The organism is Bacillus cereus group sp. MYBKT14-1 (assembly GCF_051915185.1).
Taxonomy (GTDB): Bacteria; Bacillota; Bacilli; order Bacillales; family Bacillaceae_G; genus Bacillus_A; species Bacillus_A cereus.
Genome location: NZ_JBQAEF010000014.1, coordinates 99,586 through 106,878 on the forward strand (window position 1 = coordinate 99,586; position 7,293 = coordinate 106,878).

Here is a 7,293-nt window from a genome sequence, read left to right on the forward strand (position 1 = left end):
CATTTTTTGAATTACATTTAAACCCCATAATGGATTATGTACTTCTGTTCTGCTGCAGCTTGTACAATTTTTGAAGCTAACTCATTCAGCTCATCAGATTTTCTGAAGAACTTTGAGGATGTAACTGTTTCATAGAAAATTGCTAATGATTCAGGCGGGATAATTGTAATACCACAATAAGCTAAACCGTATTTCTGATTTTTGACTGTATGGAAGTAGGTTTTCATAATTGATAAATTTTGATTTAAACTACTGATAATATCATCATCAACAGATATACAATGATATTTCTCTGGTGTATAATCTTCGTAATTTTTTTGAGAAGTAAAATCGTCAATTATTCCAAAATCATGGACACATGCCATCATTATCATCCTTTCAACTTTAATAAAGTGAGTTCTATTAAAGTAAAATCGTCATTTTGTTTACGTGTAATAGAAATGATTATGTAGTTCATTAGTATAGTACTTCATAAAATATCTTCGTTTCTTCTTCGTGAAGACAGTTTACTTATCGGTAAACTCATCGGGAGCCCAAGTGGCGATTTCATTCCCAGGTGCAGCGACTACAAGCCATTGCTCACATAGGACATCAGCTTGCCAACATTCATAATAATCATGAAAACCATTTAAAAAAATAATTTGTCCACTCTCTAATGTAATAATTAAATGAGGGCTTTCTAAGCCAAGTTGTATATCGGTAACTTTTTGTCTTCTTATCTTACATATTCTTTCATATTCTTCTTTCTCAGAATAAACTTCAAATTCATCTTCATTTAATGGGTAGCTTTTTTGAGGTTTATTAAATAAACACCATTTGGATTCGATATTGATATATAATTGTCCGTCATAATCAACTGAGTCGTGAAAGTTTGTGAAATGAATCTTTATAGCGCCTGGAGAAATACCAAATTGTAATCCATCAACTTGTGATCCGATGAATAGATTTTTTAACACTTTTTCAGCGTGAATTTTATCCTCTGTATTCATTATTGAATTCCTCCTTTTCATAAAAATATACCTTATATTTTTATTGTAATAAATAAATTTTCATGTAAAATGAACCTTTTGTGAAAAACGAGCGAATATAGTGTGAAGGATTATGAGAGGGGAACGGAGCTTTGGATGAATTACAATTAAAAGAATGGCTATATAAAATGGAGTCTGGGGACCAAGAAGCCTTTCAGATTATTTATGAATATACATGTAAAGATATCTATAGAACAGTAGTATTTTTAGTAGGAAGTCAAAACCAAGATGTAGACGATATAGTTAATGAAGTGTACATCAACATGTGGAAGTCCATAAGAAACTATGATATGAATCGTTCATTTCGTTTTTGGTTACATGGACTAGTTGTCAAGGAAGTACAGGATTGGCGTCGTAAATCGTGGCGACGATTTCGAATCTTTGAAAAGAAGAAAATGTATGAACAAGATCGGTCTTACATAATGGATGAAGCTATTTTACATAAAGAAACACGAAGTGAATTAGTAGAAGTTGTACAAAATTTATCTTATAAACATCGTGAAGTAGTTATTATGCGTTACTTCCATGAATATAGATTGGATGAAATTGCTGCACTTCTTCAAACCCCTATTGGTACAGTGAAATCTCGACTACACACAGCACTAAAACGATTAAGAATGGAAATGGAGCAAATGCCAAACGAAAGGGAGGAAGAAGTAAATGGATTTTGAAAGATATGTAACAAATGAACTAAAAAGAAAAGCAGAGAATATAGAGCCGTCTCCAAATTTAGATAATAAAGTGCAAACCTCTTTTTATAAATACCAACAGTCGAAAATGAAAAGGAAGGTTTCTATGCAGAAAAAGTTATTACTTGGCTTTGTAGCTGCGGCAATTTTAATACCGACCGGTACTTTTGCAGGTACAACATTAATGGATAAAATTGTAGGGACACCAGAAAAAGCAAGACAAGATATGGGAATGACTGAGGATGGTTATAATGGCGTAATGGAACGTATAGAAATTGCTAAAAGTATATTTACAGAAAAGGACTTTGATAAGTATGTAACTTTATTACAGGAATCGTACTATTTTTATAAAAAAGTAAGTGTCGTAGAGAATGGAAAAAGACAATATACAGCAACCGATCGTCTAAATGCTGATGAAGAAACGGGAGATAGAGAAGTAATGGAACAATTACATACATATGAAGAAAGAATAGATCAACATTTTACCTATACATTTGAACAAGCTGAACAAATAACTGGTTTTCCGGTTAAGCATCCAACGTATATTCCAGTTGGACATCAATTAGTATTGGAAGAGGTAAAAGCCGAAGCAACACTTGGAAAACCTATGCCGCTTATTACGATGAGATATGAAAATCAAAATGTAAAAAAACAGCCACATACTTCAGATGCAGAATTAGGTTTTACAATCCATCAATTAGAAATTGTTGAAGGAGAATATAAAGATTACTTTATTGATAAACCATTTGATAAACCATCTGAAAGAGGACCTAATTTTACTGGAGATATAAAGAAATATAAATTAAATGGCTATAACGTTACATTCGGTGAGTATAAAGAATCGCATGTACGGGCTATGAAAATAGTTGTGCCAGCAAGGGAAGGAAGAAATGCATATCAAGTGTATATAAATGATAGTATGTTGTCTAAAAATGAGCTTGAGAAAGTTTTACTTTCGGTGGTGGAATAGAGAATGAGATTTCAGAAAAATGAAAGTAACTAGTTACTTTCATTTTTCTTTTATGATAATATGTAAGTAAGTAAGTACTTACTTACATATTGATTGGAGGAATAAAGATGGGGAAATTAACAGCACGAGAAAAAGTTATGGAAGCTGCTACGTTATTGTTTGGTGAAAAAGGATATACAGCGACAACCATTCGTGAAGTAGCAGAAAAAGCAGGGGTAAACGAGTTAACGATATTTCGTAATTTTAAAAATAAGGAAAATCTTTTTAGGGAGAGCATTATATTACGTACGACACCAGTGGCTTTGTTAGAGGAAATAGAAGAGCAGTTTACTGGTGATTTACATAAGGATTTGACGAAAGTGGCGGAAACATACATTCAAATCAATTTGCCAAAGCTAAATTATATTTGGGCTGTGCTAATAGAATCAAGACAAAATAGTGAAATGAAAGCATTACTACATGAGTTGAATTCACATCTAGTGAATCACTTAGAAAAATATTTAAAGAAACTTGGTGAGAAAGGACACATTTCTACCTGTAATTACCGTTTGATAGCGAATATGTTTTATGGACAATTGTTTTTATACATTATGAATGTAAGTATATCGGAAGAAGAAATTCAATTAGAAGAGTATATAGAGACATGTGTAAGTTTATTTGTGAGTGGCATTTTAAATCAATAAAACGAATAAGGGTGGCAGAAATGAGGAATAAATTTGCATTAATAGCTTTAATTGCAGGCTTTTTTATGGCGATTTTAGATTCAAATATTGTGAATATCACATTACCAGAAATGACAAAGACATTTCATACTTCAATTGATACAATTTCTTGGGTTGCTAATAGTTATAATGTTGCCTTTGTATCGTGTTTATTAATTGCAGCACGTCTGGCGGATCAGTTTGGTCGCAAGAAGCTATATATTATTGGTTTATTGGGATTTTCTATTAGTTCGTTTATGTGTGGTATAGCCACTTCTTTTCATACATTAGTAGCTTTTAGGATAATACAAGGAATTTCCGCAGCAGTTATCGTACCAGTTGCTATGCCGCTAGGTCTAGGTCTTAATTTAGTACCGAGAGAGAAACAAGGTATGATAGGAGGCATCATGGGAGCTTTTGGGGGATTAGCAGCGGCAATTGGCCCTTCACTTGGAGGCATTTTAACTGACAAATTGAATTGGAGCTGGGTGTTTTTTATTAATGTTCCAGTTGGTATATTATCTTTCATCTTCGTGATTCTTTGTATTAAGGAATCCTATGATCATGCTGCAAGCTCTAAAATAGATTGGGCAGGTATGATTACTTCTGCATCTGCACTATGCTTACTTGTATATGCACTCATACAAGTAAATATAAACCATTTAAGCACGATAGGCTTAATACTTCTTTTTATGCTCTCACTCATAGGTTTTATATTATTTTTTATCATTGAAAAGAAAAGTGAAAATCCAATGTTGCCATTAAAGTTATTCACAAATAAAGAGTTTTCAATCTCGAATTTTTCTTTATTCTTTGTTGGAATGGGATTAATGAACTTTTTGTTTATACTTGCTTTTTATTTCGTTCAAGTAGAAGGTATGTCTGAATTACAGTCAGGTTTAATAATTAGCACACTAGCGATTGTTTCAATGCTTGTTACAGTAATCGTAACACCAATTGCAGCAAATCGGGGAAGCTCATTAGTAGGTAGTATAGGGCTATTAACATTTATCGTAGCATCATATTTATTTAGTCAAATAGATTCAAATTTTACTACATGGGATTATATTTGGCGATTAATAATCGTTGGGATTGGAACTGGGTGCACATTAGCACCGTATACAACAACAGCAGTTTTAAGTGTACCGATTGAAAAGTCAGGTGTTGCTGCAAGTATATGTAATATTTCTAGAACAGTTGGAAGTATTGTTGGGGTAGCAATACTGGTGATGTTTCTGAATCATCAGTTGTTAGTTGAAAAAGAGAAGATAAATAGGGAAGTAGTGACGGTGATTAAAAAAAGTGATTTGTCAAATTTAGAAAGGGAAAAAGTATTGCAAGCAATAAATAAAAAACAACAGATAGTATTAAAAACTGATGAGGAGAGCAAGATTTACAAACAACTAAAGGAGAAATATAAGCAAGGAATTATTCGTAGTTATAATGAAGTGTTTCTAATGGGTAGTATTATCTTTTTTATCGCTTTTGCTTTTAATATAGGAAGAGTAATTATAAGTAAAAAGAGAAGTAAAAGAGTAATATCTAATAATCCTTAATATTATTATGTAAACAAAAGAGTCTTTATACTAAACTGCTAAATAAACAATATAAAATGAATGTTTATTTAGCAGTTTGAAAAAATATTTAAACAGTTAAAAAAGCGGAATACTTTGCGGAAAGTTAAAGACATTTTTCGCAAAGTATTCCGCTTTTACTTCCATTAATCGGTCAAAGTTGCAACTGAAGTATGCATCTGGCCAATTTTTAATGGATAGGTCAGGAGTATTAACATAGACACCTTTTGTAAATGGAAGCATTGCTAAGCGGAAGTCTTCAACCCATCGAATACTTCCACCAGCACCTTCTGGCTGTTCCCAAGTAGCGAATATTGGCATGTTTGATAGTGCTTTCGGTAAAAGTAAGCAGTTGCCTCATTTGGCACCTCAACAACAGCACCGCCTAATCTGTGGAAAAATACGGAGGTGGTGGAAAAGGGTAAGTTAAATCGTAATTTCTATTTGATTGCCTTCTGGATCGCCTATTACACTTTCATAATAGCCATCTCCAGTAAAACGTGGTCCATTTAATAAAGGATAACCAGCATCTTTTATCACCTTTGTTAGTTCATTCACACGTTCTTCACTACCGACAGAAAAAGCCATATGAGTATAGCCGGTTATGTTTAAATTAGGCTTATTTTCAATCCCTTTTTTACGCATAAGTTCAAGTCTTGCTCCAGATTCGAACGTAATAAAATAAGATTCAAATTGTTTCGTTTTATTATGATATAAAGAGTTTGCTTTACCATTAAAGTATTTCATATAAAAATCACGCATACATTCTAAGTCATTTACCCAAATTGCAATATGTTCAATTTTCATAGGTTTCACCAATCCTATCTGTATCAATTAGGCTTCCACTGTATTAAATTTGCATTTGCATTGCAACAATTTTGCTTCGCTATTAAAGCTAGTTGTTAATTTTTGATTATGTACGTACATACAATATGTAATTAAGTGAATGACCATCATAGTAATTACAGAAAAGGGTGAATGAAGCATATGAATCAATTTGAGCAAATGATGTACGTTGGTGTCATCATGTCTATTGTACTATCCGTAATGATTTTAGGGTCCTTATATTATAATCCTCGACTTTCGTTAACTGATTATCCGAAAGATATTCAAAAAGTAGTTTTTCCAAAATCGATTCATGAAAAAAAGCAAACCATTTATTTTAATATTGTATATAATACTATTCTTTTCGGTACTCCTTTCGTTTCTACATATATACTACATAAGCATGAAAAGTTAATGTATATGGATGCCTATTTACACACTTTTGGTATTTTAATGATTTTCAATTTAGTAGATTTACTTATAATTGATTGGCTAATTTTTTGCTGGATTACTCCAAGGTTTGTTGTGATTCCTAGTACGGAAGGTATGAAAGGATATAAAGATTATAAGTTTCATTTAAGAGGGGCTATTGTCGCTACTCAAATTTTAGCAATCGTAAGTTTATTTTTGGCGGGAATTGCCACAACTATTTAGTGTGAAGAAGGGCATGGAGCTTTTATAAAAGATAAGGAGATTTATAATATATAGAATTAGAAATGAGAATTTGATAGTATTGGAGTAAGGAGTTTTAATAACAGTATATTAAACAATATTAATATACTGTTGCAAATGTTTTGATATTATGTAAAATTATACAATTTTACGGAGGCATTTGATAAAATTCAAAAAAATTTAATGGAGGCTAATATGAAAAAAGTAATTGGCGCAGCAACAGCAACTGTTTTTGGATTGGGAGCGTTTACCACAACTGCTACCGCAGAAACAATCGTAACAGCAGATGTACTTAACGTACGTGAAAAACCGACTACAGAATCAAAAGTGGTCGAAAAAGTAAAGAATGGGCAAGAGTTAAAAGTCATAAATACCGAAGATGGCTGGTCAAAAATTGAGTTGGATGGTAAAGAAGTGTTTGTAAGTTCGGAGTTTACAAAAGATGTATATCATGTAACGGCGAATTTGTTAAATGTACGTACTGAAGCAAACACAGATTCAGAAATTCTTGGTAGACTAAAAAAAGATGATGTAATTGAATCAACGCATCAAGTAAAAGACGGATGGTTGCAATTTGAGTATAAAGGAAAAACTGCTTATGCAAACGTTTCTTTCCTATCAAGTACAGCACCAACTGAAAAGAAAACTGAAGAGAAAACGAAGCAAGTAGCGAAAGTACAAAAATCAGTTAAAGAAAAGAAAGAAGTAAAGACGCAGAAAGTAGCAAAAGCGAAAGAAACAACGAAAGCACAAGAAATAGTAAAGCCTAAAGAAGAGGCAAAAGTAGTAAAAGTTAAAGAAGAACCGAAAGCGCAAGAAATAGTAAAACCTAAA

At 32.4% G+C, this 7,293-nt stretch carries 9 protein-coding genes and 1 pseudogene; 6 read left to right on the forward strand and 4 right to left on the reverse strand.

Going from position 1 to position 7,293, the window contains the following annotated elements:
* Window positions 1-17: 17 nt before the first annotated feature.
* Entirely contained in the window at window positions 18-368 is a 351-nt protein-coding gene (locus ACTFO4_RS24780; RefSeq protein WP_440014275.1) for a short-chain dehydrogenase, read from the reverse strand.
* 138 nt (window positions 369-506) lie between these two features.
* Window positions 507-989 carry a hypothetical protein gene (locus tag ACTFO4_RS24785; protein WP_440014277.1) on the reverse strand — a complete coding sequence of 161 codons (483 nt, stop codon included), beginning with the start codon at window positions 987-989 and terminating at the stop codon, window positions 507-509.
* 131 nt (window positions 990-1,120) lie between these two features.
* Between ACTFO4_RS24785 and ACTFO4_RS24790 the strand changes: the two genes are divergently transcribed.
* The 4 genes from ACTFO4_RS24790 to ACTFO4_RS24805 all read left to right on the forward strand — a co-directional run bounded on the left by ACTFO4_RS24790 (window position 1,121) and on the right by ACTFO4_RS24805 (window position 4,944).
* A complete protein-coding gene (locus ACTFO4_RS24790) occupies window positions 1,121-1,699 on the forward strand; it encodes a sigma-70 family RNA polymerase sigma factor (RefSeq protein WP_000343948.1) in 579 nt (192 codons plus the stop codon).
* The gene (locus ACTFO4_RS24795; RefSeq protein WP_078421375.1) at window positions 1,689-2,687 is read left to right on the forward strand and encodes a hypothetical protein; all 999 of its coding nucleotides are present in this window, start codon (window positions 1,689-1,691) and stop codon (window positions 2,685-2,687) included. The genes ACTFO4_RS24790 and ACTFO4_RS24795 overlap by 11 nt, the downstream gene beginning before the upstream one ends.
* A gap of 107 nt (window positions 2,688-2,794) precedes the next feature.
* Window positions 2,795-3,370 carry a TetR/AcrR family transcriptional regulator gene (locus tag ACTFO4_RS24800; protein WP_000517409.1) on the forward strand — a complete coding sequence of 192 codons (576 nt, stop codon included), beginning with the start codon at window positions 2,795-2,797 and terminating at the stop codon, window positions 3,368-3,370.
* A 20-nt stretch (window positions 3,371-3,390) separates the two neighbouring features.
* Window positions 3,391-4,944: an MFS transporter gene (locus ACTFO4_RS24805; protein ID WP_440014278.1), complete on the forward strand. Its 1,554-nt coding sequence runs from the start codon at window positions 3,391-3,393 to the stop codon at window positions 4,942-4,944.
* Between the two features lie 96 nt (window positions 4,945-5,040).
* On the opposite strand, the pseudogene ACTFO4_RS24810 reads toward ACTFO4_RS24805, so the two are convergent.
* Window positions 5,041-5,384: pseudogene (locus ACTFO4_RS24810) on the reverse strand (BBE domain-containing protein); the annotation flags it as partial.
* A gap of 4 nt (window positions 5,385-5,388) precedes the next feature.
* The gene (locus ACTFO4_RS24815) at window positions 5,389-5,769 is read right to left on the reverse strand and encodes a VOC family protein (protein WP_000687535.1); all 381 of its coding nucleotides are present in this window, start codon (window positions 5,767-5,769) and stop codon (window positions 5,389-5,391) included.
* A gap of 180 nt (window positions 5,770-5,949) precedes the next feature.
* Between ACTFO4_RS24815 and ACTFO4_RS24820 the strand changes: the two genes are divergently transcribed.
* Both ACTFO4_RS24820 and ACTFO4_RS24825 read left to right on the forward strand, forming a co-directional pair.
* Window positions 5,950-6,441 (forward strand): hypothetical protein, encoded by a 492-nt coding sequence (locus ACTFO4_RS24820; RefSeq protein ID WP_001071244.1) that lies wholly within the window; start codon window positions 5,950-5,952, stop codon window positions 6,439-6,441.
* A gap of 213 nt (window positions 6,442-6,654) precedes the next feature.
* Window positions 6,655-7,293 (forward strand): SH3 domain-containing protein (locus ACTFO4_RS24825; RefSeq protein WP_440014280.1); only part of this gene is annotated, 639 nt, incomplete at its 3' end.

Bases quoted from the DNA above. Each gene is read 5' to 3' on its own strand.
- ACTFO4_RS24785 (WP_440014277.1), bottom strand. From the start codon at position 989: ATGAATACAGAGGATAAAATTCACGCTGAAAAAGTGTTAAAAAATCTA.
- ACTFO4_RS24800 (WP_000517409.1), top strand. From the start codon at position 2,795: ATGGGGAAATTAACAGCACGAGAAAAAGTTATGGAAGCTGCTACGTTA.
- ACTFO4_RS24795 (WP_078421375.1), top strand. From the start codon at position 1,689: ATGGATTTTGAAAGATATGTAACAAATGAACTAAAAAGAAAAGCAGAG.
- ACTFO4_RS24815 (WP_000687535.1), bottom strand. From the start codon at position 5,769: ATGAAAATTGAACATATTGCAATTTGGGTAAATGACTTAGAATGTATG.
- ACTFO4_RS24805 (WP_440014278.1), top strand. From the start codon at position 3,391: ATGAGGAATAAATTTGCATTAATAGCTTTAATTGCAGGCTTTTTTATG.
- ACTFO4_RS24820 (WP_001071244.1), top strand. From the start codon at position 5,950: ATGAATCAATTTGAGCAAATGATGTACGTTGGTGTCATCATGTCTATT.
- ACTFO4_RS24780 (WP_440014275.1), bottom strand. From the start codon at position 368: ATGATGGCATGTGTCCATGATTTTGGAATAATTGACGATTTTACTTCT.